This window comes from Streptomyces californicus (genome assembly GCF_000717645.1).
Taxonomy (GTDB): domain Bacteria; phylum Actinomycetota; class Actinomycetes; order Streptomycetales; family Streptomycetaceae; genus Streptomyces; species Streptomyces californicus.
This window is the reverse complement of sequence record NZ_JNZZ01000009.1, coordinates 15,448-42,074: the sequence shown is the minus strand read 5'-3', so window position 1 is coordinate 42,074 and position 26,627 is coordinate 15,448. Positions and strand designations below refer to the sequence as shown.

Sequence of the window (26,627 nt, the reverse complement as noted above, 5' to 3'; positions counted from 1 at the left end):
TCGGGAGGACGCCCATGAGCGACCGTCCGCCGCGGGGCGGCTCCAGCTCAGCCGAGGACTACCTGCCCTGGCTGATCGTGGGCGCCGCCGCCGTGGTCTTCCTCGGCTTCCTCGGCGTGTGGCTGGGCGGGACGCTCGGCGCCGCCGTGTCCGGATCGGGCTGGAACCCGCCCCCGTTCGGCCTCACGACCCTGTCCTCACTGGTCCAGGACGGGCCGGCCGCCCTCTGGCCGGACGCCTCGGCGGCTTCCGTGATCGCCGGCATCGCCGTGACCGCGGGGCTGCTGATCGGCCTGATCGTGGTCGTCGTCCTGCTGTTCCGCGGGCGAGGCCGCCGCACCCCCGGCCTCGCCGGCCGCAAGGAACTCGCCGCGATGCTCCCGAAGGGCGCGGCGGCCCGCGCCCTCCAGCTCCGCCCCGGCCTGAAGAAGGCGACCGGCGGCAAACCCGCCCCCGACGACACCGGCAACCTCCTCGGCGACCTCGATCCCAACGGGCCCGAACTGCGCTCCAGTTACGAGGACGTGGAGCTGGATCTGATGGCCCCGCGCGCGGGCAAGTCCACCGGCATCGCCGTCCCCCGCGTTCTGCGCGCCCGCGGCTGCGTGCTGCTGACCTCCAACAAGTCCGACGTCTACACCGTGACCCGGGCCGAACGCGAACGGGCCGGGCAGGTCTGGACGTTCGACCCCCAGGGCATCGCGCACACCCCCCGGGCCCTGTGGTGGGACATGCTCGCCGACGCCCGCGACATCGAGGGCGCCCGACGGCTGGCGGGCCATTTCGTCGGCGCGGTCAACGACGACGCCTCCAAGCGGGACTTCTGGATCTCCGCCGCCCAGAACACCCTGACGGCCCTCTTCCACGCCGCCGCCAGGGGCGGCCGGCAGGTGGACGAGGTCCTCGGCTGGCTCGCCGACCCGGCCGACCGCACCCCGATCGACCTGCTGCGCGACGCCGGCATGCACGCCCTCGCCGAGCAGCTCCGCGGCACCGTCCAGGGGGCGGTCGAGACGCGGGACGGCATCTACGAGACGGCCCGCCAGTGCGTGAGCTGCCTGCTCGATCCGCGGATCGCCGCGTGGGTGACCCCCGACCCGGTGATGCCGGAGTTCCGGCCGGACCACCACGTCCTCGGCTCCGGGACCCTGTACCTGCTCTCCAAGGACGGCGGCGGTTCCGCCGCGGGCGTCATCGCCGCCGTCGCCGACTCCGTCCTGCGCGCGGGCGTCCGCGCCGCCGAACGGATGGGCGGGCGGCTCGAACCCCCGATGACCGCGATCCTCGACGAGGCCGCCAACGTCTGCCGCATCTCCGACCTGCCCGACCTCTACTCGCACCTCGGCTCGCGCGGTATCAACATCGTCACCCTGCTCCAGAGTTACCGGCAGGGCTCCCGCGTGTGGGGCGAGGCCGGCATGGACGCCCTCTGGGGCGCGGCGACCGTCAAGCTCCTCGGCGCGGGCCTCGACGACGCCGACTTCGTGGAGAAGGTCTCCCGGCTGGTCGGCGAGCACGACGTACGCACCGTCAGCCACTCCCGGAGCAAGGAGGGCCGGACCCGCTCCACCTCGTACCGGTTGCAGCGCATCCTTCCCGCCGACCGGATCCGCGCGCTGCCCAAGGGCACGGCGCTGCTCCTCGCCACCGGGGTGCGCCCCGCCCTCATCCGGCTGCGCCCGTGGTACGCGGAGCCGGGCGCCGAGCGCATCCAGGCGGCCGCGGCGGCGGAGCAGCACGCCATCACCGTCCGCGCCGCGAAGGAGCTGTCCCGATGAGCACCCCCGCCGACCCGGGCCAGGCCGAGCCCCAGTTCATCCTCTACCTCGACGGCGAGGCGTACGAGGAGGAGCTGCGGCTTCTGGCGACCTGGGTCCACGCCCTCCTGCTGCCCGTGTACGCCCGGGAGGTCACCTCCGCCGAGCCCTGGTGCCCCCGCTGGTGGGAGCACCAGGAGGCGATCGCGCGGCTGCACGGTCTCTGGCTCGCCTGGCAGGAACTCACCGACCCGGCGGCCGGCCCGAGCGGCCCCGCCCTGTGGCACCGCGACCACCTGGGGGCGGTCATGCACGAACTCCGCAGCCCCTCGGGCCCGTTCGCCGGGTGCAAGCAGGGCTCCCACCGGCCCAAAGCAGTGCCGGTGGTCGAAGCGTTCTGATACGAGAACCGAGAAAGGCCGTGACGATGATGCGTATGCCGAAGGTCGTAGCGGGAGCCGCGCTGGCCGGTGTGCTTCTGACCGGATGCGGTGGCGCCGACGACCCGGCGCCGACCGGTAAGGGCGGCGAGGGCGGGAAGGAGACGTCCGCGGCGCCCCCTACCCCTTCCGGCCCGTCGGTCCTCCTCACCGTCCCGCCCGCCTACTCCGCCGACAAGGGCTGGGAGCAGTCGCTCGCCTGGATGCCGGCGAAGTACTCCTCGAAGCCGCCGGTGGCCGTGGGCGCCCGGAGCGGCACCGTCGCCTACGTCAACACGACGGAGGACGGGTATGTCGTCCAGGTCCGCGACGCGTCGTCCGGCCGGATCCGCTTCACGAGCGAGCCGTGGGAGCCGCCCACCTCCATGGCGGAGGCCGGCAACGGCACCTACGACGGCGACGAGGCGGAACTGCCCTCCGTGTCGACCGCCTTCCAGGACGGCCGCGAGTACGTCGTGCTGTGGGCCCACGGCGTTCAGGGCGGGGACGCCCTCGCCAAGGGCAAGGAGGTGGTCCGCCTCCTGGTCTTCCCGATGGACGCGTCCGGCTCCGCCGTGGCGCCGAAGCGCCGGATCGACATCCCCGTGGAGGTGTACGGACCGAACTCCGAGAAGGGGAAGGGCCAGGACGACCTGCGCGTCGAGGACTACGGCGGCGGGCTCCAGGTCCACTGGAACGGTCTGAAGAAGGGCGCCGTCGCCGTGGACGTGACGAGCGGCACCATCGACGCGTGCGCGGACGCGTGCGCCGAGGGGCGGGGGCAGGTGAGGACCGCCAAGGGCTGGGTCGTGAGCAATTACGTCCTCGACCTGGCGGAGATGCCGGGATCCTGGCACATCCAGGACGACGCCCCGCCCGGCGGCTGGTCGATGATGGACAAGTCCTCCATGGACGGCCAGTACGTCTCGACCATCGGCGGCCACCTCCTCACCCGCTGGCACACCGAGGCCGGAGGCAACTTCTCCACCCCGCTCGTCGCCGTCCACGACGCCGCCACGGGCAAGCTGGAGGCGAGCATCGTCTGCGAGCGGCCGCGAGGGGACGACGCCGTCTCCTCCCCCAACGGCCGCTTCATCGCCGCCGGCACCGTCGCCTTCGACCTCCAGCGCCGCCACGGCACCTGCCTGGACGCGGGCGAGAGCCGCAAGGCCGACGTGCTCGTCCGGTCGATCACCGACGACGGGACCGCGTACGGGGAACTCGCCACGGGCCCCGGGAAGGACCCCGGGGCGGTCGAGATCGATCTGTCCGCCGGCGACGGCGCCCCGCGCCTCCTCCCCGACGGCACGCGCGTCCCCGAGTGGGCCCTGCCGGGCGCCGGGGTCTTCCTGACGCCCAACCCGGTGAACGGTCTGCTCATCTCCGTCCTCAAGCAGAAGTGACGGCCCTGGTCCGACCTTGGAGAGTCACGTGTCCCCTCCTCAGATCACGCAGTTGTTCCGCTGGCGTCACCGGCTCAACGGCCAGGCGTACTCCCTGCTGCGCGCCGTGTACGACCCGAACACCGGTCACGCCGTGGCCGTCGTCTCCGAGCTGGCCGACAGCCCGGCCCACGGCATCACCTACGACTTCGCCGATGTCGCCGACGCCGCGCTCCCGCTGCTCCGCGCGAACCTGAGCCCCCATCTCGCCTCCCTGCTGTGGATCGCGCACTTCGGGGACTTCTCCTCCCACGACCCCGGCGGCCCCGAGACCTTCACCGCGATCGCCCTGAAGGTCGAGGGGGACGGGTACCGGGACGACGATCAGGGCGACCGGAGGCTGACGGCCGACGAGGTGACCCGCCTCTTCCACGGCCGCCCCCTGGCTCCGGTGCCCGACGTGCTGGCCGGGCTGGAGCCCTTGACGTGACGGAACTGGTCTCGGGCCGGGACGTACTGCGACAGGCACGCGAGCTGTACGCGCACTACCGGCCCGCCGTGCAACCGACCGGCATGAAGGTGGCGGTCATCCGCTTCACTCCGGCCGCCACCGACCCGCCCGACTGGCGGGTCCGCCTGGAAGCCTCCCGGATCTCCGCCGAACAGAAGATCAAGAGCTTCGAGCACCTCGGCTTCCGGGCGGACCACGTCGTCCTGCCGCCCGGCGTCGGCCGTGGCGAGTTCCGCGAGGTCCTGGAGGGCTACAACGCGGACCCCGCCACGCGCGCGATCATCGTGCAGTTCCCCCCACCGCGCGACCTGGCCCCCGTCGTGGACGGCATGGACCCGGCCAAGGACATCGACGCCCTGCTCAAGGGCCGGTCCCCCTACCCCGCCTGCGCGACCGCCGAAGGCATCTACCGGGTCGCGGAGCCCTTCGCGACCGACCGACCCGCCATCGCCGTGGTCGGCAGCAAGGGGTTCGTCGGGCAGGGAGTCGTGACCATGCTCCGGGCCGACGGACACGACCCCATGACCCTCGACCACGGCGACCGGCTGGAGCGGGTCCGTGACGCCGACATCGTCATCTCCGTCACCGGCAGCCCCGGCATCCTCACCCCCGACCACATCCAGCCGCACCACCGCGTCGTGATCGACTCCGGCTTCGTACCGCAGGCGGACGGCAGCGTGCGCGGAGACGTACGGGCCGAGGCGTACGGCATCCCGCAGAACCTCACGCCCGTCCCCGGCGGCATCGGCCCGGTCGAGATGGCCACCCTCATGGAACGGGTGGTCCGCCAAGAGGTCGACCCGGACGTCGTCTCCTGGAAGGTCACGCCGGGCCCCTACCTGGAGCGGGCGCGGTTCACGACGGACCGGACCGCAGCCGCCACGGCGGTCACCACGGCCGCCGTCCCCTCCATCGCCGCCGCGGCCCGGCTGCGCGGTGCCGCCGGACCGGCGGCCGGCGCTCCCCCGACCTCCGCTCAGCCGACCGCGGCGCCCCGGGGTCCGGCCCACCAGACCGGCCCGCGGCCCCAGCTCCCTCCCCAGGGAGGCGGCGGCCCGTCCCGCTGAACGGCCCCGGCCCCGCACACGCCGGAGGGCGGCCACCCCCTGACCCACGGGGATGGCCGCCCTCCGGCGTTTCAACCGACTCGCTTACTGGTTGTACGGACCGTAGTCGTAGTCCTCCAGCGGGACGGCCTGGCCGGAGCCGGTGCCGAACGGCGAGTAGTCGATGTCGTCGTAGCCGACGGCCGAGTACATCGCGGCCTTGGCCTCCTCGGTCGGCTCGACCCGGATGTTGCGGTAGCGGGACAGACCCGTACCGGCCGGGATGAGCTTACCGATGATGACGTTCTCCTTGAGGCCGATCAGGGAGTCCGACTTGGCGTTGATCGCCGCGTCGGTGAGAACCCTGGTCGTCTCCTGGAAGGACGCCGCCGACAGCCACGACTCGGTGGCGAGCGAGGCCTTGGTGATACCCATCAGCTGCGGACGGCCGGAGGCGGGGTGACCGCCCTCGGTGACCACACGACGGTTCTCGGTCTCGAACTTCGACCGCTCGACCAGCTCGCCCGGAAGCAGCTCCGCGTCGCCGGACTCGATGATCGTCACGCGGCGCAGCATCTGCCGGATGATGATCTCGATGTGCTTGTCGTGGATCGACACGCCCTGCGAGTTGTAGACCTTCTGGACTTCGCCGACCAGGTGGACCTGGACCGCGCGCTGGCCGAGGATGCGCAGCACGTCGTGCGGGTTGGTCGCACCGACGGTGAGCTTCTGGCCCACCTCGACCGGGTCGCCCTCGCCCACGAGCAGACGGGCGCGCTTCGAGATCGGGAACGCCGTCTCGTCGCTGCCGTCGTCCGGGGTGACGACGATCTTCTTGGTCTTCTCGGTCTCCTCGATCCGCACGCGGCCCTTGGCCTCGGAGATCGGGGCGACACCCTTCGGCGTACGGGCCTCGAAGAGCTCGACGACACGGGGCAGACCCTGGGTGATGTCGTCACCGGCCACACCACCGGTGTGGAAGGTACGCATCGTCAGCTGGGTACCGGGCTCACCGATGGACTGGGCGGCGATGATGCCGACCGCCTCACCGATGTCGACCAGCTTGCCGGTGGCGAGCGAGCGTCCGTAGCAGAAGGCACAGGTGCCGACCGCGGACTCACAGGTCAGAACCGAGCGGGTCTTGACCTCCTCGACGCCGGCGCCCACCAGGGCGTCGATCAGGACGTCACCGAGGTCGACGTTGGCAGGCGCGATGACCTTGCCGTCCACCACGACGTCCTCGGCGAGCATGCGGGCGTAGACCGACGTCTCGACGTCGTCCGTCTTGCGGAGTACGCCGTCGGCGCCCTTGACCGCGATCTTCAGCTTCAGGCCGCGGTCGGTGCCGCAGTCCTCCTCGCGGATGATCACGTCCTGCGAGACGTCCACCAGACGACGGGTCAGGTAACCCGAGTCGGCGGTACGCAGGGCGGTGTCCGCCAGACCCTTACGGGCACCGTGCGTGGAGATGAAGTACTCCAGAACGGTGAGGCCCTCACGGAAGGACGCCTTGATCGGACGCGGGATGGTCTCGTTCTTCGCGTTCGACACCAGACCACGCATACCGGCGATCTGCCGCATCTGCATCATGTTTCCTCGGGCACCCGAGTCAACCATCATGAAGATGGGGTTCGTCTTGGGGAAGTTCTCGTTCATCGCCTCGGCGACCTCGTTGGTCGCCTTGGTCCAGATCGCGATGAGCTCCTGCGTGCGCTCGTCCTTGGTGATCAGACCGCGCTCGTACTGCTTCTGGACCTTCTCGTCCTGCTCCTCGTAGCCCTTGACGATGGCCTTCTTGGCCTCGGGCACGACGACGTCGGAGATGGCCACGGTGACGCCCGAACGGGTCGCCCAGTGGAAGCCCGCCGCCTTCAGGTTGTCGAGCGTCGCCGCCACGATGACCTTGGGGTAGCGCTCGGCCAGGTCGTTGACGATCTCGGAGAGCTGCTTCTTGCCCACCGAGTAGTCGACGAACGGGTAGTCCTCGGGCAGCAGCTCGTTGAAGAGCGCGCGGCCCAAGCTGGTCCGCAGCCGGAAGGAGTCGCCGGGCTGGTACTCCGGCTCGCCCTCCTCGGCGACCGGCGGCACCCAGCCCCGGGGCGGCATGGTGCCGACCGGGAAGCGGATGTCGACCTTCGCCTGGAGCGACAGCTCGCGGGCGTCGAAGGCCATGGTGGCCTCGGCCGTGGAGCCGAACGCGCGGTCCGTGCCCTTGACGTCGCGGCCCTCGTCGTCCGTGGTGAGGAAGAAGAGGCCCAGCACCATGTCCTGGGTCGGCATGGTGACCGGACGGCCGTCGGCCGGCTTGAGGATGTTGTTCGAGGACAGCATCAGGATGCGGGCCTCGGCCTGCGCCTCCGCGGAGAGCGGCAGGTGCACGGCCATCTGGTCACCGTCGAAGTCCGCGTTGAACGCGGTGCAGACGAGCGGGTGGATCTGGATGGCCTTGCCCTCGACGAGCTGCGGCTCGAACGCCTGGATGCCGAGGCGGTGCAGCGTGGGCGCACGGTTCAGCAGCACCGGGTGCTCGGCGATGACCTCTTCGAGGACGTCGTACACGACGGTGCGGCCACGCTCGACCATGCGCTTGGCCGACTTGATGTTCTGCGCGTGGTTCAGGTCCACCAGGCGCTTCATCACGAACGGCTTGAAGAGCTCCAGCGCCATCGCCTTCGGCAGACCGCACTGGTGCAGCTTGAGCTGCGGACCGACGACGATCACGGAACGCGCGGAGTAGTCCACGCGCTTGCCGAGGAGGTTCTGACGGAAGCGGCCCTGCTTGCCCTTGAGCATGTCGCTCAGGGACTTCAGGGGACGGTTGCCGGGACCGGTGACCGGGCGACCGCGGCGGCCGTTGTCGAACAGCGCGTCGACGGCCTCCTGGAGCATGCGCTTCTCGTTGTTCACGATGATCTCGGGCGCACCGAGGTCGAGAAGGCGCTTCAGGCGGTTGTTGCGGTTGATCACGCGGCGGTACAGGTCGTTCAGGTCGGAGGTCGCGAAGCGGCCACCGTCCAGCTGCACCATCGGACGCAGGTCCGGCGGGATGACCGGCACGCAGTCGAGCACCATGCCCTTGGGCTTGTTGCTGGTCTGCAGGAACGCGGAGACGACCTTGAGGCGCTTGAGCGCACGGGTCTTCTTCTGGCCCTTGCCGGTGCGGATGATCTCGCGGAGGCGCTCGGCCTCCTCGTCGAGGTCGAAGGACTCCAGCCGCTTCTGCAGCGCGGCGGCGCCCATGCAGCCGTCGAAGTACGTGCCGAAGCGGTCACGCAGCTCGCGGTAGAGCAGCTCGTCGCCCTCCAGGTCCTGGACCTTGAGGTTCTTGAAGCGGCTCCACACCTCGTCGAGACGGTCGATCTCGCGCTGCGCACGGTCGCGCAGCTGCTTCATCTCGCGCTCGGCGCCTTCGCGCACCTTGCGGCGCACGTCGGCCTTGGCGCCCTCGGCCTCCAGCTCGGCCAGGTCGGTCTCGAGCTTCTTGGCGCGGGCCTCCAGGTCGGCGTCGCGGCGGTTCTCGGTCTGCTGGCGCTCGACGGAGACGTGGGCCTCCAGGGACGGCAGGTCGCGGGTACGACGCTCCTCGTCCACGAACGTGATCATGTACGCGGCGAAGTAGATGACCTTTTCCAGGTCCTTCGGCGCGAGGTCCAGCAGGTAGCCGAGGCGCGAGGGAACGCCCTTGAAGTACCAGATGTGGGTGACGGGAGCGGCAAGCTCGATGTGGCCCATCCGCTCACGACGCACCTTGGCGCGAGTGACCTCGACGCCGCAGCGCTCGCAGATGATGCCCTTGAAGCGGACACGCTTGTACTTGCCGCAGTAGCACTCCCAGTCCCGGGTCGGACCGAAGATCTTCTCGCAGAAGAGTCCGTCCTTCTCGGGCTTGAGCGTGCGGTAGTTGATGGTCTCCGGCTTCTTGACTTCGCCGTGCGACCAGGTCCGGATGTCGTCCGCGGTGGCAAGGCCGATCCGCAGCTCGTCGAAGAAGTTGACGTCGAGCACTTGTCGTCAATCCCTCTTTCGGGGTCTCGTCTCAATCAATGGTCTGAACGGGTCCGGGGAGGGCCGGCCGCCTCGGAGCGAGGCGGCCGACCGGCCCGTCAGACCTCTTCGACGCTGCTCGGCTCGCGCCGGGACAGGTCGATACCGAGCTCCTCCGCCGCGCGGAAGACGTCCTCGTCGGTGTCACGCATCTCGATGGACATGCCGTCCGAGGACAGCACCTCCACGTTGAGGCAGAGCGACTGCATTTCCTTGATGAGCACCTTGAAGGACTCGGGAATGCCGGGCTCGGGGATGTTCTCGCCCTTGACGATGGCCTCGTAGACCTTCACGCGGCCGGTCACGTCGTCGGACTTGATCGTCAGGAGCTCCTGGAGGGCGTACGCGGCGCCGTAAGCCTCAAGGGCCCACACCTCCATCTCACCGAAGCGCTGACCACCGAACTGCGCCTTACCACCCAGCGGCTGCTGGGTGATCATCGAGTACGGGCCGGTCGAACGGGCGTGGAGCTTGTCGTCGACCAGGTGGTGCAGCTTGAGGATGTACATGAACCCGACCGAGACCGGGTCCGGGAACGGCTCGCCGGAGCGGCCGTCGAACAGCTGGGCCTTGCCGGAGGGCTGGACCAGGCGGTCGCCGTCGCGGTTGGGGATCGTGGCCTCGAAGAGACCGGAGATCTCGTCCTCGCGCGCACCGTCGAAGACGGGCGTGGCGACGTTGGTGCCGGGGGCGACCTGGTCGGCGCCGATGGCCTGCAGGCGCTGGGCCCACTCGTCACCGAGGCCGGAGACGTCCCAGCCGCGGCTGGCGAGCCAGCCGAGGTGGATCTCCAGGACCTGTCCCGGGTTCATTCGGGACGGGACACCCAGCGGGTTGAGGATGATGTCGACCGGGGTGCCGTCCTCCAGGAACGGCATGTCCTCGATCGGCAGGATCTTGGAGATGACGCCCTTGTTGCCGTGACGGCCGGCGAGCTTGTCACCGTCGGTGATCTTGCGCTTCTGCGCGACGTAGACGCGGACCAGCTGGTTCACGCCCGGCGGCAGCTCGTCGCCCTCTTCGCGGTCGAAGACGCGGACGCCGATGACCTTGCCGATCTCACCGTGCGGCACCTTCAGCGAGGTGTCGCGCACCTCGCGCGCCTTCTCACCGAAGATCGCGCGGAGCAGGCGCTCCTCGGGGGTCAGCTCGGTCTCACCCTTGGGCGTGACCTTGCCGACGAGGATGTCGCCGGCGACGACCTCGGCACCGATACGGATGATGCCGCGCTCGTCGAGGTCGGCGAGGACCTCCTCGGAGACGTTCGGGATGTCCCGGGTGATCTCCTCGGGGCCGAGCTTGGTGTCACGGGCGTCGACCTCGTGCTCCTCGATGTGGATCGAGGAGAGGACGTCGTCCTGCACGAGGCGCTGCGACAGGATGATCGCGTCCTCGTAGTTGTGACCCTCCCACGGCATGAACGCCACGAGCAGGTTCTTGCCGAGGGCCATCTCACCGTTCTCGGTGGCCGGTCCGTCGGCGAGCACCTGGTCGGCCACGATCCGGTCGCCCTCGGAGACGACGACCTTCTGGTTGACCGAGGTGCCCTGGTTGGAGCGCATGAACTTGGCGATGCGGTACGTGGTGTACGTGCCGTCGTCGTTCGTGACGGTGATGTAGTCCGCGGAGACCTCCTGGACCACACCGTCCTTCTCGGCCTTGAGGACGTCGCCGGCGTCGGTGGCGCAGCGGTACTCCATGCCGGTGCCGACCAGCGGGGCCTCGGACTTGATCAGCGGCACCGCCTGCCGCATCATGTTCGCGCCCATGAGCGCGCGGTTGGCGTCGTCGTGCTCCAGGAAGGGGATCATCGCGGTGGCGACGGACACCATCTGGCGCGGCGAGACGTCCATGTAGTCGACGTCCGTGCCGGGCACGTAGTCGACCTCTCCGCCACGACGGCGGACCAGGACGCGCGGCTCGGTGAAGCGCAGCTCGTCGTTGAGGGTCGCGTTCGCCTGGGCGATGACGAAGCGGTCCTCCTCGTCGGCGGTGATGTAGTCGACGTCGTCGGTGACCTGGCCGTCGACGACCTTGCGGTACGGCGTCTCGATGAAGCCGAACGCGTTGACGCGGCCGTACGAGGCGAGCGAACCGATCAGACCGATGTTCGGGCCTTCGGGGGTCTCGATCGGGCACATGCGTCCGTAGTGGGACGGGTGCACGTCTCGGACCTCGAAGCCGGCCCGCTCACGGGAGAGACCACCCGGGCCAAGCGCCGACAGGCGGCGCTTGTGGGTAAGACCCGACAGCGGGTTGTTCTGGTCCATGAACTGCGACAGCTGGCTGGTGCCGAAGAACTCCTTGATGGAGGCGACGACCGGCCGGATGTTGATCAGGGTCTGCGGCGTGATCGCCTCGACGTCCTGGGTGGTCATGCGCTCGCGCACGACGCGCTCCATCCGCGCCAGACCCGTGCGGACCTGGTTCTGGATGAGCTCGCCGACGTTGCGCAGACGACGGTTGCCGAAGTGGTCGATGTCGTCGGTCTCGACGACGATCTCCCGGCCGGACTCGCCGATCGTCTCGGTCTCACCGGCGTGCAGCTTGACCAGGTACTTGATGGTCGCGATGACGTCGTCGGTGGTGAGCACCCCGGCGTCCAGCGGCTCGTCGGCGCCGAGCTTCTTGTTCACCTTGTAGCGGCCGACCTTCGCGAGGTCGTAGCGCTTCGGGTTGAAGTAGAGGTTCTCGAGCAGCGTCTGAGCGGCCTCGCGCGTCGGCGGCTCGCCCGGACGCAGCTTGCGGTAGATGTCGAGCAGCGCGTCGTCCTGGCCCTGGGTGTGGTCCTTCTCCAGGGTGGCGCGCATGGACTCGTACTCGCCGAACTCCTCGAGGATCTGCTCGGTGGTCCAGCCGAGAGCCTTCAGGAGGACGGTGACGGACTGCTTGCGCTTGCGGTCGATGCGGACACCGACCATGTCGCGCTTGTCGATCTCCATCTCCAGCCAGGCGCCCCGGGAGGGGATGATCTTGGCGGAGAAGATGTCCTTGTCGGACGTCTTGTCGATGGAGGAGTCGAAGTAGACACCCGGCGAGCGGACCAGCTGCGACACGACGACACGCTCGGTGCCGTTGATGACGAAGGTGCCCTTGTTGGTCATGAGCGGGAAGTCGCCCATGAAGACCGTCTGGGACTTGATCTCGCCGGTCTCGTTGTTGGTGAACTCGGCCGTGACGAAGAGCGGCGCGGCGAACGTGAAGTCGCGCTCCTTGCACTCGTCGATCGAGTTCTTCGGGGGCTCGAAGCGGTGGTCGCGGAACGTGAGCGACATCGACCCGGAGAAGTCTTCGATCGGGGAGATCTCCTCGAAGATCTCCTCGAGGCCGGACTTGGTGGGGACGTCTTGTCCACTGTCCAGAGCAGCCTCGACGCGAGCCTTCCAGGCGGCGTTGCCGAGGAGCCAGTCAAAGCTCTCGGTCTGCAGCGCGAGGAGGTTCGGAACCTCGAGGGGCTCCTTGATCTTTGCAAAAGAGATGCGCAGCGGGGCGGTGCTGGCACCGTTGTTCGTATTCGCGGTCGAGGCGTTGCGCGAGGCGGCCAAGAGGGGGTCCTTCCGAGGGCTCGGACTCACTACGCGCGTACCGGTCCCACTCCGAGCACATAGACAGACCGTTCCGAATCGGTCGCAAACGACCAGGTCGGAGGGGGTCGGTCATCGGTGCTTCAGCGTGGGCATGCCCCTGGTGACGGGCAGGAGGCAGCTAACAGGCAGCGCAAAGGGTCAGTGTAGCCAAGTGGCACACTGATGTCCAGTCGGGGTTCTCAGAGACCCGCGTCGCTCTCAACAGCTGTTCTCAACACCTATGTCTAGCCCTGCTCCTCGCAGCCCCGCACGGGGTGCGCGCTTCTTTACTTCCCTCTTCACTCTCGATCCATGCCTCGGATACGGATCGAGATGATGACGCGTCCTGAGAATTGCGCGCCCCGCCCGGTTCGTCAAGGCCCACCGGTCCGATCGGACCCGCCGGGCGCCTTCACCGGCCACTCCCGGAAGACCCGCGAGACCCCCGCCAGGCGTCCGCGGGAGGCGCACGGCGAAGATCACCCTACTCGTCACCGGTGGAAGAGCAAGGCAACCGTCCCGGGCACGCCGAAGGGCGACCACCCGGATGGGTGATCGCCCTTGGCACGGGCGGCTGACGCGCCCGGAGGTGGGCGCCTGCGGCGCCCGGGGAGCCCGGAGGACTCCCGAGGTGTTACTTGACCTCGACGGAAGCGCCGGCGGCCTTGAGGGACTCGGCAGCCTTCTCGGCGGCCTCCTTGGCGACCTTCTCGAGGACCGGCTTCGGGGTGCCGTCGACGAGGTCCTTGGCCTCCTTCAGACCCAGCGAGGTCAGCTCACGCACGACCTTGATGACCTGGATCTTCTTCTCGCCGGCACCGGTGAGGATGACGTCGAACTCGTCCTGCTCCTCAGCGGCCTCGGTGACGGCGCCCGGGCCGGCCGGACCGGCGACGGCGACGGCCGCGGCGGCGGTGACGTCGAACTTCTCCTCGAAGGCCTTCACGAACTCGGAGAGCTCGATGAGGGTCATCTCCTCGAACTGCGCGAGCAGGTCTTCCTGGGACAGCTTCGCCATGACAGGCGTCCTTCCACTATTCGGCAGGTGCCGGATGTATATGTCGGCGGGCGTACGTGGAGCCCGCTGGACCGCTGAGCGTGATTACTCGGCGGCCTCGGCGGGAGCCGGAGTACCGGCACCGCCCTGCTCTTCCTTCTTGGCGCGAAGAGCTTCCGCGGTGCGGACGAACTTGGAGGGCAGGGCCTGGAAGACCTGCGCCGCCTGCGTCTGCTTGCCCTTGAAAGCACCGGCCAGCTTGGAGAGCAGAACCTCGCGGGACTCGAGGTCCGCGAGCTTCTTGATCTCATCGGCGGACAGCGCCCTGCCATCGAGGACACCGCCCTTGATGATGAGGTTGGGGTTGTCCTTGGCGAAGTCACGAAGACCCTTCGCCGACTCCACCGGGTCACCGGTGACGAAGGCAACCGCCGTCGGACCCGTGAACAGGTCGTCGAGCGCGTCGATCCCGGCCTCGTTGGCCGCAATCTTGGTCAGCGTGTTCTTCACCACGGCGTACTGGGCGTTCTCACCGAGCGAACGGCGCAGCTGCTTGAGCTGGGCCACGGTGAGACCCCGGTACTCGGTCAGCACGGCGGCGTTCGAGCTGCGGAACTGGTCCGTCAGCTCGGCTACCGCGGCAGCCTTGTCGGGCCTTGCCATGAGCGTCGGCCTCCTTCCGGGTGATGAGGACCGCTCAGAAGGGGCCGGAAAAGACGAAACGCCCCAGCACAAGTGCCAGGGCGCAGCTCGACCGAACAAGTCCGGGAGCGTTCCACAGTCACCTGCGCAGGTCGTCCGGTTTAGCGGAACCTTCGGTCACCGTCCCCTTGCGAGGCACAGCGACGACCAGCGGTCTTTGGCTTCCTGGTGAGCGTACGCGACCGGAAGGGCGACGGGCAAATCCGTGCCCCGCGGCAGGTGTCAGGAGGTGCCGCCCGGGGTACCGCCCTGCTTCAGCAGCTCGGTGAAGTCCACGGTGTCCGAGGCCGCCGGCTTCTCCACGGAGACCTGGGTGCCGTAGTCGCTGTAGAAGAACGTCGAGTTGAACGCGCCGGTCTTCATCTCGCCGCGCTCGGCTTTCTTCACCAGCAGGTCGTTCTCGTCGACCCAGATGTCGACGGTCTGGGTGGTCACCCCGGCGAGGGCCAGCTGCTCCTTGAACTCGGCGAGCTGCTTCTCGTCCAGCTCGCTGTTCTTCGCGGTCAGCTCGGCCACGTCGACCGTGCCGGAGTAGTGCGTCGCGGAGACCCCGCGGACGTCCTCCTGGCCGACCTTCTTCACGTCGCCGGAGGCCAGGAGCGCCTTCACGCCCTGCTCGGGCGTGCTGTTGCGGGCCTGGTCCTGCATGACCTCGCCGGAGGCCCCGCCCAACTCGGCGAGGTCCTTGTAGGAGTACTGGATCCAGTTCTTGCCGCCGGTGTTGGCGGCCATGGCGGCGCCCATGTTCGCGTAGTACTCGTCCTTGAAGTACCGCGCCTTCATCGAGCCGTCGCCGCCGGACTTCTTGAGCGCCTCGCCCATCGCGCCGCCGGTGTACGTGATGCTCATCTCGCCGGTGAGGCCGTCGGCCCAGTCGATGGCCCCGGACTGCTTCATGGAGACGGTGTCGCCCATCTCGATCGTGCCGTCCACCTTGGCGGACCGGATGCCGCCGGTCTTCTGCTGCACCTGCTTCAGCGCGGCCACGGGGCTCGCCTTGCCCGCCGCGGAGCCCGCCTCGGCCTTGCCGGAGCCGTCGGAGCCCCCCGTGCCCCCGGAGCCGCTGCAGGCGGCCATCGACGTCAGCGCCGCCGCGACGGCCAGCGCCGTACCCATCCGTCGTGCCGTGGTCGTCCTCATGGTGTCGGTCCCGCCCCTCGTATCGGCTTTCGTCCCCCGCACCACAGTGTCACAGCGCACTGACAGGCAGGGGCCGTCCTGCGGAGTCCCGCGGAACCGTCGTCCGGGGCCCTCCGGATACGAGGACGGGCCCCGCACCTCGAAAGGTTGCGGGGCCCGTCCACACCGTGCACGCGTACGACGCGACTACCGGGTGAGCACGGTGGCTCAGACGGCGGCCGGGTCCTCCTCGACGAGGAGGTTGCGGGTGCGGTTGGCGTCCAGCGGGATGCCGGGGCCCATCGTGGTCGCCAGGGCGGCCTTCTTGATGTAGCGGCCCTTGGCGGCGGACGGCTTCAGACGGAGGACTTCCTCCAGCGCCGCTGCGTAGTTCTCCACCAGCTTGGTCTCGTCGAACGAGACCTTGCCGATGATGAAGTGCAGGTTGGAGTGCTTGTCGACGCGGAACTCGATCTTTCCGCCCTTGATGTCGGTGACGGCCTTGGCGACATCGGGGGTGACGGTGCCGGTCTTCGGGTTCGGCATCAGACCACGCGGACCGAGCACGCGGCCGAGGCGGCCGACCTTGCCCATGAGGTCCGGGGTGGCGACGACGGCGTCGAAGTCCAGACGACCCTTGGCCACCTCGTCGATGAGCTCGTCGGCGCCGACGATGTCGGCTCCGGCGGCTTCCGCGGCCGCAGCACGGTCACCGGTCGCGAAGACCAGGACCCGGGCGGTCTTGCCGGTGCCGTGCGGGAGGTTCACGGTGCCGCGGACCATCTGGTCGGCCTTGCGCGGGTCGACGCCCAGGCGGAAGGCGACCTCGACGGTGCCGTCGAACTTCGTGGTGGCGGTGTCCTTGGCGAGACGGACGGCCTCGAGCGGGGCGTACAGGCGCTCCCGGTCGATCTTGGCGTCCGCAGCGCGGAGGTTCTTGCTGCGCTTCACTTCTGCTCCTGTGGTGTCAGAGTGCGGAGTCGTGGTGCGGACCAGCGCTTGGCCCTACCACTGGGGGTTACGGGGCTGAATCAGCCTTCGACCGTGATGCCCATGGAACGGGCGGTGCCGGCGATGATCTTCGACGCGGCGTCGAGGTCATTGGCGTTCAGGTCGGGGAGCTTCGTCGTGGCGATCTCGCGGACCTGGTCGGCCGTCAGCTTGGCGACCTTGGTCTTGTGCGGCTCGCCGGAGCCCTTCTCCACACCCGCGGCCTTGAGGATCAGCTTGGCGGCCGGCGGAGTCTTCGTGACGAAGGTGAAGGAGCGGTCCTCGTAGACCGTGATCTCCACCGGCACGACCATGCCACGCTGCGACTCGGTCGCGGCGTTGTAGGCCTTGCAGAACTCCATGATGTTGACGCCGTGCTGACCGAGCGCGGGGCCGACCGGCGGGGCCGGGTTCGCCGCACCGGCGTTGATCTGGAGCTTGATAAGCCCCGTGACCTTCTTCTTCTTGGGAGGCATTGCTCTCTCCGGGTCCTAGTGAGAGTGTTTCGCCGCCATTCCGGTCATCCGGATGGAGGCATACCGCACAACGATAACGGGTATAGCTGTGCGACCAAAAACCCAGCAGGTCAGAGCGGCCGCGAAGCCCCTCTGACCTGCTGGGTAGGCATGTGTCCAGATACTGGCGGGACGTGCTAGTTCTTCTGGATCTGGTCGAAGCTGAGCTCGACCGGGGTCTCGCGGCCGAAGATCTCGACGAGGCCCTTGACCTTCTTCGAGTCGGCGTTGATCTCGTTGATCGTGGCCTGCAGCGTGGCGAACGGGCCGTCCGTGACGGTGACCGAGTCGCCGACCTCGAAGTCCAGCACCTGGACCTCGACCTTGCGGGCCGGGGCCGGCTTGCCCTCGGCCTCGGCGGCCTCGCGGGCGGCCTTCTCCTCGGCCTCCGGGGCGAGCATCTTGACGATCTCGTCCAGCGTCAGCGGGTACGGGTCGTAGGCGTTGCCCACGAAGCCGGTGACGCCCGGCGTGTTCCGCACGACGCCCCAGGACTCGTTCGTCAGGTCCATGCGCACCAGCACGTAGCCGGGAAGCTTGTTCTGCCGGACGTTCTTGCGCTCGCCGTTCTTGATCTGGACGATTTCCTCTTCAGGCACCTCGGCCTGATAGATGAACTCCTCCACGTTCAGCGAGACGGCGCGCTGCTCCAGGTTGGCCTTCACGCGCTTCTCGTAACCGGCGTACGTGTGGATGACGTACCACTCGCCGGGAAGGGTGCGGAGCTCCTCGCGGAGGGCGGCGACGGGGTCGACCGGCTCGGCCTCCTCCTCGTCGGCGTCCTCGGTGACCTCGTCCTCGACGGCCTCGACGGCGGCGGCGTCCTCGTCGGACTCCTCGACCTCGTCGGACTCCTCGCCCTCGACGGTGAGCGCGGCCTCCTCGGCGGGCTCACCGGCGGCGAGGTCCGCGGCCTCGGCCTGGTCCGGGTCCACGGAATCAGCAGCCTCAACGATGTCGAGCTCGTCCTTGGCGGACTCGAAGGCGCCAGCCTCGGGCTCGACGGCGTCGTTCAGGTTCGGGTCAGACACGATGGCTGCTTCTTCCTGGATACAAAGGGTGGAACGTGCGAAAGGGACGCCGAGTCCGACGCCTTCCGCGTGACTCAGCCGAAGACGTACTTGGTGACCCGGGCGAAGCCCGTGTCGAGAACGGTAACAAGACCGATCATGACGACGACGAACACGATCACCACGGTGGTGTACGTCGTGAGCTGGCTGCGCGTCGGCCAGACGACCTTACGGAGTTCAGCGACGATCTGGCGGTAGAACAGCGCGAGTCGGCCCAGAGGGCCCTTCTTCCCGCGCTTGCCGCCCTTCCGAGCCTTCTTCTTCGACTCGGGAGCCTCATCATCGGCATCAGGCATGTCGATGGAGCCCACGGCGTCCGTCACGCTACTCACCTGATTCCGGGTCGTGGCCGTGCCGCGCCCGGTGGAGCCGCACGGCTGTGCAATGAAGTACGTACATGCGCACACATCCTGGCGAAGGAGTGTGTAGCAGGGCCGGAGGGACTTGAACCCCCAACCGCTGGTTTTGGAGACCAGTGCTCTACCAATTGAGCTACGACCCTTTGGTGGTTTCCACCAACCTACCCCATCTTTCCCGGGTACCGGGAGTGGGACGGTTCGGCTGGTGAAGGCCAACGACAGGTGAGTGTACGTGCTCGGGGCCGCCGCGTCGAACAGACCATTGCCGACCGGTCCTGTCCGGATGCTGTCCGAGTCCTGTCCGGTCCCTGAAACCCCTGTGCCGACGGCTTTCGCGGTCTGGGAGCATGGGGCCCATGAGCGCTGCAACTTCACCGTCCGAGCGCCGGGTCTCCGCCCGCATCGGTGCGATCTCCGAGTCCGCGACCCTCGCCGTCGACGCCAAGGCCAAGGCCCTCAAGGCCGCCGGGCGTCCGGTGATCGGCTTCGGGGCCGGCGAGCCCGACTTTCCGACGCCCGACTACATCGTCGACGCCGCGGTCGAGGCGTGCCGCAACCCGAAGTACCACCGCTACACCCCGGCCGGCGGGCTCCCCGAGCTCAAGGCCGCGATCGCCGCCAAGACGCTGCGGGACTCCGGCTACGAGGTCGACCCCGCCCAGATCCTGGTGACCAACGGCGGCAAGCAGGCCATCTACGAGGCGTTCGCCGCGATCCTCGACCCGGGCGACGAGGTCATCGTCCCCGCCCCGTACTGGACCACCTACCCCGAGTCGATCCGGCTCGCGGGCGGTGTGCCTGTCGAGGTCGTCGCCGACGAGACCACCGGCTACCGGGTCTCCGTCGAGCAGCTGGAGGCCGCCCGCACCGAGCGGACCAAGGTCGTTCTGTTCGTCTCGCCGTCCAACCCGACCGGCGCGGTCTACAGCGAGGCCGACGCCGAGGCCATCGGCCGCTGGGCCGTCGAGCACGGGCTGTGGGTGATGACCGACGAGATCTACGAGCACCTCGTCTACGGCGACGCGACCTTCACCTCGCTCCCCGCGATCGTCCCCGAGCTGCGCGACAAGTGCATCGTCGTCAACGGCGTGGCCAAGACGTACGCGATGACCGGCTGGCGCGTGGGGTGGATCATCGGCCCCAAGGACGTCGTCAAGGCCGCGACGAACCTCCAGTCGCATGCCACCTCCAACGTCTCCAACGTCGCCCAGGTCGCGGCGCTCGCGGCCGTCTCCGGCTCGCTGGACGCCGTCGCCGAGATGCGGTCCGCCTTCGACCGCCGGCGCAAGCTCATCGTGCGGATGCTCAACGAGATCGACGGCGTGTTCTGCCCCGAGCCCGAGGGCGCGTTCTACGCCTACCCGGCGGTCAAGGAGCTGCTCGGCAAGGAGATCCGCGGCAAGCGCCCGGCCACCACGGTCGAGCTGGCGGCCCTGATCCTGGACGAGGCCGAGGTCGCCGTCGTCCCGGGCGAGGCGTTCGGCACCCCGGGCTACCTGCGGCTCTCCTACGCGCTGGGCGACGACGACCTGATCGAGGGCGTCTCGCGGATCCAGAAGCTGCTGGGCGAGGCCAAGGCCTGACCCCTCCCGCCCACCGCGCACGGGAAGCGCCCCCGGCCGCCGGAGAGATCCGGCGGCCGGGGCGCTTTTTTTGTTCGAGCCACCCCCTGGAGGGGAAAGCGGCTACCGCTCCGGGCCGCTCGTGCGGCAGGATCTTCCGATGGAGCGTGATGTACGTCTGTTGCCCAAGGCCCACCTGCACCTGCATTTCACCGGGTCGATGCGGCCCACCACCCTGCTCGAACTCGCCGACAAGTACGGGGTCCGCCTCCCCGAGGCCCTGACCGGAGGCGAGCCACCGAAACTGCGGGCGACCGACGAGCGCGGCTGGTTCCGTTTCCAGCGCCTCTACGACATCGCCCGGTCCTGCCTGCGGTCCCCCGAGGACATCCAGCGCCTGGTGCGCGAGACCGCCCAGGAGGACGTCGCGGACGGCTCCGGCTGGCTGGAGATCCAGGTCGACCCCACCTCGTACGCCCCGCTGCTCGGCGGGCTGATCCCGGCCATCGAGATCATCCTCGACGCGGTGGACAGCGCCTCCCGGGACACCGGTCTGGACATGCGCGTGGTGATCGCCGCGAACCGGATGAAGCACCCGCTGGACGCCCGTACGCTGGCCCGGCTCGCGGTGCGGTACGCGGACCGGGGCGTCGTCGGCTTCGGCCTCTCCAACGACGAGCGGCGCGGCATGGCGCGCGACTTCGACCGGGCCTTCGCCATCGCCCGGGAGGGCGGGCTGCTGGCGGCCCCGCACGGCGGCGAGTTGTCGGGTCCCTCCAGCGTGCGCGACTGCCTGGACGACCTGGACGCCTCGCGCATCGGCCACGGGGTGCGGGCCGCCGAGGACCCCCGGCTGCTGCGCAGGCTCGCCGAGTCCGGGGTCACCTGCGAGGTCTGCCCGGCGTCCAACGTGGCGCTCGGCGTCTACGAGAAGCCGGCCGACGTCCCCCTGCGCACGCTGTTCGACGCGGGGGTGCCGATGGCGCTGGGGGCGGACGACCCGCTGCTGTTCGGTTCGCGGCTGGCCGCCCAGTACGACCTGGTCCGCCGCCACCACGGTTTCACCGACGAGGAGCTGGCGGAGCTGGCCCGGCAGTCGGTGCGCGGATCGGCCGCCCCCGTGGACGTACGGGAGAAGCTGCTGTCCGGGATCGACGGCTGGCTGGCGGGCTGAGGCCGGCCTCCGCGGGGCGGCCGAGGCCGGGGCGGTCCGTCCCGGCGGGGGCCGGGGGTCCTGCAGGCCGAGGCCGCGCTCCCGGGCCCTACAGGCTGACGCCGACCGTCACCGGCTCGTTGACCAGGGTGACGCCGAAGACCGCGTACACCCCGGCGACGACCTCGCGGGCCAGGGCGAGCAGGTCCTCGGTGGTGGCCGTGCCCCGGTTGGTGAGGGCGAGGGTGTGCTTGGTGGAGATCCGGGCGGGGCCGTCGCCGTACCCCTTGGTGAAGCCGGCCCGGTCGATCAGCCAGGCCGCCGAGGTCTTGGTACGGCCGTCCCCGGCGGGGAACGCCGGGGGCGCCACGTCCGGACCGAGGTGGTCGCGGACCCGTACGAGGAAGTCCTGGAAGGCGTCCGGTTCGAGGATCGGGTTGGTGAAGAAGGACCCCGCCGACCAGGTGTCGTGGTCCTCCGGGTCGAGCACCATGCCCTTGCCGGCGCGGAGCCTCAGCACGGTTTCCCTGGCCGCCGACGCGGGAACGCGCTCACCCTGCTCGACGCCCATGGCCCTGGCCGTTTCGGGGTACTTGAGCGGCGCGGAGAGCCCGTTCGCCTCTTCCAGCTCGAATCGGACACGCAGCACCACGAAGCGGTCGGGTTCGGCCTTGAAACGACTGTGCCGGTACGAGAACGCGCACTCCTCGTTCGGAATCGTCACGGTCGCCCGGGTGTGCCGGTCGTAGGCGACGACCTCCGTGATGGTGGAGGACACCTCCTGCCCGTACGCCCCGACGTTCTGGATGGGGGTCGCACCCGCCGATCCGGGGATGCCGGCCAGGCACTCGATGCCCGCGAGGCCCGCCTCGACGGTGCGGGCGACGGCGTCGGTCCACACCTCGCCCGCCGCCAGCTCCAGGGACGTGCCCGAGAGCGTGAAGCCCTTCGTGGCGATGCGCAGCGCGGTTCCGTCGAAGCCCTTGTCCCCGATGACCAGATTGGAGCCGCCGCCGATCACCAGCAGCGGGGTGCCGCTCGCGTCGGCCTCGCCCACGGCGGCGATCACCTCGGCGTCGGTGGTGGCGGTCAGCAGCCGGGTGGCGGGGCCGCCGAGCCGGAAGGTGGTCAGGGGGGCGAGGGGGGCGTCGTGGAGTTCCTGCACGGGGACAAGAGTACGGTCCGTGGCCCCGCAGCCGGTGCGGGGCCACGGACCGCACGCCGGGGTCCGCGCCGTACGCCGGGGCCACAGGCCGTACGCCGGTGCCCGGGCCGCGCGCCGGGGGCCGCGCCGTACGCCCGGCCTGGGGTTCGGAGGCTCGGACCGGGTCGCCGGCCGGAGGGCCTCGGACCGTGCGCCCGGTCCGAGGCCCGGACGGGGCCGCCCGGCCGTGTGCCCGGCCCGGACTCCGGGCCGGGCACACGGCCGGTGAGGAGCCTCAGACCGCCACGGGATACGGCCCCGGCTCCTCCGGGTCCCGGGCCTTCCGCTGCCCCAGGCCCCGCCCCTCCTCCCGGCTCCCGACCGGTCCTGGCCGCTCCCCCTGATCCGGGCTCCGATGCCCGGCGGCGCGGCGCCCCGGGATCAGCAGTGCGGCCAGTGCGCCCAGGGCGACCGCCCCGGCCCCGATCCACAGCGCGGGCGCGGTCCCGTCCACGAACAGCCGCGGCGAGCCGTACCCGCCCCGCGCGGCGAAGACCGCGGCGAGCACGGAGACCCCGAGCGCTCCACCGACCTCGCGCAACGCGTTGTTGGCGCCGGAGGCGATGCCCTGCTCCTCCGGCCGGACGCCGGAGAGCACCAGACTGGCGGCGGGCGCGAAGTACAGCGCCATGCCGACGCCGCCGATGATCAGGGCGGGGAGCTGGGCCGCGTAGCTCATCCCGGGGTCGATGATCAGCGCGAACAGGGCGAGGCCCACGGCCTGGAGCGCGAGCCCGGTGACCACCACCGGACGGCCGCCGAAGCGGTCGGAGAGAAGGCCCGCGACGGGGGCCACCAGGATCGGCATCCCGGTCCAGGGCAGCATCCGCAGTCCGGCCTCGGTGGGCGAGTATCCGAGGCCGGACTGGAGGAACTGGCTGAGCAGGAAGATCGACCCGAACATCCCGAGGAACATCAGCAGGCTCGCCGCGTTGATCCCGAGGAAGGCCCGGCCCCGGAAGAGCCGCATCGGCAGCATCGGGTGCGCGGCCCGCAGCCCGTGGCGGACGAACAGGCCGAGCACCGCCGCCCCGCCGATGAGCCCGGTCAGGACGACGGGGCTGGTCCAGCCGTGGCTCGCGGTGTTGACGAGGGCGTAGACGATGCCGAAGAGGCCCGCGCTGACCAGGACCGTGCCGCGGATGTCCAGCGGCGCCTTCGGAGCGTACGACTCGGTGAGCCGGAGACGGGCCAGCGGCAGCAGCACCAGGCCGATCGGCACGTTCAGCCAGAAGATCCACTGCCAGGAGATGTGCTCGGTGAGCGAGCCGCCGATCAGCGGACCGCTGGCGACCGCCACGCCAGTGACCGCGCCGAAGATCCCGAGGGCCGCCCCGCGCCGTTCGGCCGGTATCGCCGCGCCGATCAGGGTGAGCGTCAGCGGCATCATGACGGCCGCGCCGACGCCCTGGACCGCCCGGAAGGCGATCAGCTCCTCGATGCCCGGTGAGAGGGCGGCCGCTGCGGAGGCGGCGGTGAAGAGGGCGAGTCCGGACATGAACAGCCGCCGTCTGCCGAATCGGTCACCGAGCGCGGCCCCGAGCATCAGCAGCACGGCGAAGGTCAGGGTGTACGCGTTGACCGTCCACTCCAGCTCCTCCAGACCGCCGCCGAGGCTCTCGCGGATGGACGGGAGGGCCGTCGTGACGACGAGGTTGTCGAGGGCCGCCATGAATCCGGCGACGCTCGTGATGACCAGGACCCAGACCGCTCCCCCGCGGCCGGCTCTGTCGTGCTGTGCCTTCACTTCTCCCCCTGCTGATGAGTTATCGATCACTAACTTCTATGGGCAGGAAACCGGGCGGGCCCGGGTCGCGCCGTTCACTCGGAGAGCCGCGGCGCGTAGGCGAACCCGGTCCAGACGCGGTGATCGGCCGGGAAGCCCAGCGAGGCGAGGGTGTTGATGAGCATCCCGTACGCCAGGAAGGACGTCGTCCCGTGCTCGTCGGCCCCGAGCGCCAGGTGCGCGTCGTCCCACATCCGCGTCCAGGCCGCCCGCAGGGACTCCCCGAAGGCATGGTCCCCGGACGCCTCCGCCGCGGCGACGGCCGCGTACATCTGCATCTGCATCAGCAGCTTGTCGCCGTCGTCCACGATCAGCCGGTGGTACGCCTCCGCCATGGCGCGCAGCGCCTCTTCCCCCTCCAGCCCGTCCGACGCCTCGGCGAAGACCTCTCGGGAGTCCTCCAGGCAGCGTTCGGCCGCGGCGAGGAAGATGGCCTGCTTGTTGGGGAAGAGCCGGAAGAGGTACGGCTGCGAGACACCGACCCGCCGGGCGATCGCCTCGGTGGAGGTCCCCTGGTAGCCGCCCCGGGCGAACTCGGTGATCGCCGCCCGTACGACGCTCTCGCGCCGCTCTTCCGCACTCATCCTGGCCATGGAAGTAAGTTATTGCTCAATAACCATGACTGCAAGGCCACGGGGCGAACGCACACAAGTGAGGGGCGCCCCTCCGCGCAGCGTTCCGCGGAGGGGCGCCCCTCGTCCGTCCCCGTGTGCCGACCGGTGTGTCCCGGCCGGCGCGGCGGGTCCGGTACGCCTCAGGCGAGCCGGACCACGGCCCGGGACATCCCCAGCACCTTCTTGCCGTCGCACAGGGCGACCAGGTCCACCCGGACCAGGTTGTCGTCCAGCTTCGCCGCGACCTTGCCGCTGACCTCGATCAGCGCGCCCTTGTCGTCGTTGGGCACGACGACCGGCTTGGTGAACCGCACCCCGTAGTCGACGACCGCACCCGGGTCGCCGACCCAGTCCGTGACCACCCGGACCGCCTCGGCCATCGTGAACATGCCGTGTGCGATCACGTCCGGCAGCCCGACCTCCAGCGCGAACTTCTCGTTCCAGTGGATGGGGTTGAAGTCGCCCGAGGCGCCCGCGTACTGCACGAGCGTGGCCCGCGTCACCGGGAACGACTGCGCCGGCAGCTCCGTGCCGACCTCGACCGAACCGTACGAGACCTTCGCCGTCATCACGCCTCCTCGGCGGCGCGCGCCACCAGCTTCGTGAGCGCGGTGACCACCAGCTCACCGGTCTCGTCGTGCACGTCCCCGCGAATGTCGATGACGTCGTTGCCCGCCATGGACTTGATGCTCTCGATCGTCGAGGTGACCGTCAGCCGGTCTCCCGCCCGCACCGGCCGCACATAGGAGAACTTCTGGTCCCCGTGGACCACCCGGCTGTAGTCCAGGCCCAGCTGCGGGTCCTGCACGACCTGCCCGGCGGCCCGGTAGGTGATCGAGAAGACGAAGGTCGGCGGCGCGATCACATCGGCGTGACCGAGCGCACGGGCGGCCTCCGCGTCGACGTACGCCGGGTTGGCGTCGCCCACCGCCTCGGCGAACTCGCGGATCTTCTCCCGGCCGACCTCGTACGCCGGGGTGGGCGGATAGGTCCGCCCCACGAAGGACTGGTCGAGCGCCATGAGCTCGCTACCTCCTGATGGAACCTGGTGAAAAGAAACCTGGTGAAAAACGAATACGTACGGGCACACCCCGTGCGAGGGCGGCCGCGTACAACGACACGAGGCCGCCCCCAGAGGGGACGGCCTCGTGTACGAGCCTGATTCAGCGCGTTTCGCGGTGCGCGGTGTGCGAGTTGCAGCGCGGGCAGTGCTTCTTCATCTCAAGACGGTCCGGGTTGTTACGCCGGTTCTTCTTGGTGATGTAGTTCCGCTCCTTGCACTCCACGCAGGCCAGCGTGATCTTCGGGCGGACGTCGGTGGCAGCCACGTGAGTGCTCCTTGGACGGACGATGAACGGATGAACGCATAAAAGGGTAGCCGATCGAAGGACCGACCCAACCATCGGCTACCGTTAGTAGCGGTGACCGGACTTGAACCGGTGACACAGCGATTATGAGCCGCTTGCTCTACCGACTGAGCTACACCGCTTTGATGACTGAGTCCCCCCGCCGAAGCGGGGTTTCCCGATCACCAGAGCCCCAATGCGGAATCGAACCGCAGACCTTCTCCTTACCATGGAGACGCTCTACCGACTGAGCTATTGGGGCGAGCGAGGAAGACATTACACGGTCCCCGGCCCGTTGCCCAAATCCGTTTCTCCCCCGCCCTCGGCCCCTCGCTCCGGGGCCGTCCACACCCGCTGATCAGGGCTTGATCCAGCTCGAACGCCCCTGCGGAACGTGCCGGTCCGGCGGCCGGAGCAGGCTCACCGGTACGACTATTTCGCTCCTCCCGGACGCCGCCCCCGCACCCACCTAGGGTGTGGTCACT

Annotated in this window: 22 protein-coding genes and 3 tRNA genes; 7 read left to right on the top strand and 18 right to left on the bottom strand. The window is 69.5% G+C overall.

Features of this window, described 5'->3' with window-relative positions; translation table 11 throughout:
• Positions 1 to 14: 14 nt before the first annotated feature.
• From IF19_RS0114135 to IF19_RS01000000134730, 5 genes are read left to right on the top strand one after another with little or no spacing between them, the layout of a single operon-like run.
• Positions 15 to 1,778, top strand: a complete 1,764-nt coding sequence (locus IF19_RS0114135; RefSeq protein WP_030112833.1) for a type IV secretory system conjugative DNA transfer family protein — start codon at positions 15 to 17, stop codon at positions 1,776 to 1,778.
• Positions 1,775 to 2,158, top strand: coding sequence for a DUF4913 domain-containing protein (locus tag IF19_RS0114130; RefSeq protein ID WP_030112834.1), 384 nt, complete (start codon positions 1,775 to 1,777; stop codon positions 2,156 to 2,158). Before IF19_RS0114135 ends, IF19_RS0114130 begins: the two co-directional genes overlap by 4 nt.
• Positions 2,159 to 2,193: 35 nt before the next feature.
• Complete coding sequence (locus IF19_RS0114125) at positions 2,194 to 3,579, top strand: hypothetical protein (RefSeq protein ID WP_030112835.1); 1,386 nt, start codon at positions 2,194 to 2,196, stop codon at positions 3,577 to 3,579.
• 28 nt (positions 3,580 to 3,607) lie between these two features.
• Positions 3,608 to 4,048, top strand: coding sequence for a hypothetical protein (locus tag IF19_RS0114120; RefSeq protein ID WP_043246807.1), 441 nt, complete (start codon positions 3,608 to 3,610; stop codon positions 4,046 to 4,048).
• The gene (locus tag IF19_RS01000000134730; protein WP_063744222.1) at positions 4,045 to 5,136 is read left to right on the top strand and encodes a tetrahydrofolate dehydrogenase/cyclohydrolase catalytic domain-containing protein; all 1,092 of its coding nucleotides are present in this window, start codon (positions 4,045 to 4,047) and stop codon (positions 5,134 to 5,136) included. The genes IF19_RS0114120 and IF19_RS01000000134730 overlap by 4 nt, the downstream gene beginning before the upstream one ends.
• 84 nt (positions 5,137 to 5,220) lie before the next feature.
• Here the strand turns inward: IF19_RS01000000134730 and IF19_RS0114110 are convergent, their stop codons facing one another.
• The 10 genes from IF19_RS0114110 to IF19_RS0114065 form a co-directional block, all read right to left on the bottom strand.
• A complete protein-coding gene (locus tag IF19_RS0114110) occupies positions 5,221 to 9,120 on the bottom strand; it encodes a DNA-directed RNA polymerase subunit beta' (protein WP_030112838.1) in 3,900 nt (1,299 codons plus the stop codon).
• Positions 9,121 to 9,218: 98 nt separating this feature from the next.
• On the bottom strand, positions 9,219 to 12,704 hold the full coding sequence (gene rpoB, locus IF19_RS0114105; protein ID WP_003966995.1) for a DNA-directed RNA polymerase subunit beta: 3,486 nt from the start codon (positions 12,702 to 12,704) through the stop codon (positions 9,219 to 9,221).
• Positions 12,705 to 13,359: 655 nt separating this feature from the next.
• A complete protein-coding gene (gene rplL, locus IF19_RS0114100; RefSeq protein WP_030112839.1) occupies positions 13,360 to 13,743 on the bottom strand; it encodes a 50S ribosomal protein L7/L12 in 384 nt (127 codons plus the stop codon).
• A gap of 84 nt (positions 13,744 to 13,827) precedes the next feature.
• On the bottom strand, positions 13,828 to 14,385 hold the full coding sequence (rplJ, locus tag IF19_RS0114095) for a 50S ribosomal protein L10 (protein WP_030112840.1): 558 nt from the start codon (positions 14,383 to 14,385) through the stop codon (positions 13,828 to 13,830).
• A 261-nt stretch (positions 14,386 to 14,646) separates the two neighbouring features.
• Entirely contained in the window at positions 14,647 to 15,564 is a 918-nt protein-coding gene (locus tag IF19_RS0114090) for an SCO4651 family lipoprotein (protein WP_030112841.1), read from the bottom strand.
• A gap of 207 nt (positions 15,565 to 15,771) precedes the next feature.
• Positions 15,772 to 16,494 (bottom strand): 50S ribosomal protein L1, encoded by a 723-nt coding sequence (rplA, locus tag IF19_RS0114085; protein ID WP_030112842.1) that lies wholly within the window; start codon positions 16,492 to 16,494, stop codon positions 15,772 to 15,774.
• Positions 16,495 to 16,574: 80 nt separating this feature from the next.
• Positions 16,575 to 17,009, bottom strand: coding sequence for a 50S ribosomal protein L11 (gene rplK, locus IF19_RS0114080; RefSeq protein WP_030112843.1), 435 nt, complete (start codon positions 17,007 to 17,009; stop codon positions 16,575 to 16,577).
• Positions 17,010 to 17,185: 176 nt separating this feature from the next.
• Positions 17,186 to 18,079 carry a transcription termination/antitermination protein NusG gene (nusG, locus tag IF19_RS0114075; RefSeq protein WP_030112844.1) on the bottom strand — a complete coding sequence of 298 codons (894 nt, stop codon included), beginning with the start codon at positions 18,077 to 18,079 and terminating at the stop codon, positions 17,186 to 17,188.
• Positions 18,080 to 18,153: 74 nt separating this feature from the next.
• Positions 18,154 to 18,441, bottom strand: a complete 288-nt coding sequence (secE, locus tag IF19_RS0114070; protein WP_030112845.1) for a preprotein translocase subunit SecE — start codon at positions 18,439 to 18,441, stop codon at positions 18,154 to 18,156.
• A gap of 106 nt (positions 18,442 to 18,547) precedes the next feature.
• A tRNA-Trp gene (locus tag IF19_RS0114065) sits at positions 18,548 to 18,620 on the bottom strand.
• Between the two features lie 213 nt (positions 18,621 to 18,833).
• On the opposite strand from IF19_RS0114065, the gene IF19_RS0114060 reads away from it, so the two are divergent.
• Positions 18,834 to 20,060 (top strand): pyridoxal phosphate-dependent aminotransferase, encoded by a 1,227-nt coding sequence (locus IF19_RS0114060; RefSeq protein WP_030112846.1) that lies wholly within the window; start codon positions 18,834 to 18,836, stop codon positions 20,058 to 20,060.
• 139 nt (positions 20,061 to 20,199) lie between these two features.
• On the top strand, positions 20,200 to 21,213 hold the full coding sequence (locus tag IF19_RS0114055; protein ID WP_030112847.1) for an adenosine deaminase: 1,014 nt from the start codon (positions 20,200 to 20,202) through the stop codon (positions 21,211 to 21,213).
• An 88-nt stretch (positions 21,214 to 21,301) separates the two neighbouring features.
• Here IF19_RS0114055 and IF19_RS0114050 read toward each other — a convergent pair whose 3' ends face one another.
• From IF19_RS0114050 to IF19_RS0114015, 8 genes are all read right to left on the bottom strand, one after another.
• Entirely contained in the window at positions 21,302 to 22,357 is a 1,056-nt protein-coding gene (locus IF19_RS0114050; protein ID WP_030112848.1) for a UDP-N-acetylmuramate dehydrogenase, read from the bottom strand.
• A 274-nt stretch (positions 22,358 to 22,631) separates the two neighbouring features.
• On the bottom strand, positions 22,632 to 24,143 hold the full coding sequence (locus tag IF19_RS0114045; RefSeq protein ID WP_030277891.1) for an MFS transporter: 1,512 nt from the start codon (positions 24,141 to 24,143) through the stop codon (positions 22,632 to 22,634).
• A gap of 74 nt (positions 24,144 to 24,217) precedes the next feature.
• Complete coding sequence (locus IF19_RS0114040) at positions 24,218 to 24,766, bottom strand: TetR/AcrR family transcriptional regulator (protein ID WP_030112851.1); 549 nt, start codon at positions 24,764 to 24,766, stop codon at positions 24,218 to 24,220.
• A 170-nt stretch (positions 24,767 to 24,936) separates the two neighbouring features.
• Positions 24,937 to 25,365, bottom strand: coding sequence for a MaoC family dehydratase (locus IF19_RS0114035; protein ID WP_030112852.1), 429 nt, complete (start codon positions 25,363 to 25,365; stop codon positions 24,937 to 24,939).
• Entirely contained in the window at positions 25,365 to 25,817 is a 453-nt protein-coding gene (locus tag IF19_RS0114030) for a MaoC family dehydratase N-terminal domain-containing protein (RefSeq protein WP_030112853.1), read from the bottom strand. Before IF19_RS0114030 ends, IF19_RS0114035 begins: the two co-directional genes overlap by 1 nt.
• 142 nt (positions 25,818 to 25,959) lie before the next feature.
• Entirely contained in the window at positions 25,960 to 26,124 is a 165-nt protein-coding gene (gene rpmG, locus IF19_RS0114025) for a 50S ribosomal protein L33 (RefSeq protein WP_003956487.1), read from the bottom strand.
• Positions 26,125 to 26,212: 88 nt separating this feature from the next.
• Positions 26,213 to 26,285, bottom strand: a tRNA-Met gene (locus IF19_RS0114020).
• Between the two features lie 46 nt (positions 26,286 to 26,331).
• Positions 26,332 to 26,404: transfer RNA gene (locus IF19_RS0114015), tRNA-Thr, on the bottom strand.
• Positions 26,405 to 26,627 lie beyond the last annotated feature (223 nt).